Source organism: Flammeovirga agarivorans, assembly GCF_012641475.1.
Classification (GTDB): domain Bacteria; phylum Bacteroidota; class Bacteroidia; order Cytophagales; family Flammeovirgaceae; genus Flammeovirga; species Flammeovirga agarivorans.
This window is the reverse complement of the sequence record NZ_JABAIL010000094.1, coordinates 1-660: the sequence shown is the minus strand read 5'-3', so window position 1 is coordinate 660 and position 660 is coordinate 1. Positions and strand designations below refer to the sequence as shown.

Sequence of the window (660 nt, the reverse complement as noted above, 5' to 3'; positions counted from 1 at the left end):
ACACGCTTGTCCAGCTGGTCTGCTACGTTCTTCTTGAAGTAGGAGGCTTCCTGCTCGCGGATACGGCCGAAGCGGGCCTCATCCTCAAGGGCCTTACCTAACTGAGAGGACACCTGCTGGATAGTGGCCTTAGAGGCATCTGTGAGCGTCCCTAAGACGACCTTAATGGTCAGCAGTGCGATAGCCTCACTGGACACTCCAGCCTTCTCGTTGAGCACCTCAGCGCCCATACTAATGGCTAACTCTGAGGCCACGCCATGCTTAATCGGGTAGTATGCGCGAGGCTTCTTACCGCGTGCGCTTGCTTGCTCCTCTTTCCAGTCGTCAATGCGCTTGGTCAGCTGTGGGTGCAACGTTAGGACCAGCGGCTTAGCGGCCACGTTGTCGGCGAACTCACCAGCTTTCACTTGACGCTCTAACATCTTCAGGAAACGCTGCTCGCCCAGCTCGTACGCTTCGTGCTCAAGGGCTAGCTGCTCACGTGCCAACTTGTCCCCGTAGTGCTCGCTGAGGATGTTGTACGGAATAGCAGCTAGTTCAATCTCTGAGAAGTCATTACGTGCAATGTTTAATGCGTTCATTGTGTGCCTCTTTGTGAATAAAGTTTATCTATTGGTGCCTCTTGCGTGAGAGACACCTAAGATACACCTTGCTAACCCA

The 660-nt window shown here is 53.6% G+C and carries 1 protein-coding gene; it reads right to left on the bottom strand.

Annotated elements, in window-relative coordinates:
- The coding region (locus tag HGP29_RS28405) for a hypothetical protein (RefSeq protein WP_211093468.1) at positions 1–581 on the bottom strand (581 nt) is incomplete at its 3' end.
- Positions 582–660: the final 79 nt, after the last annotated feature.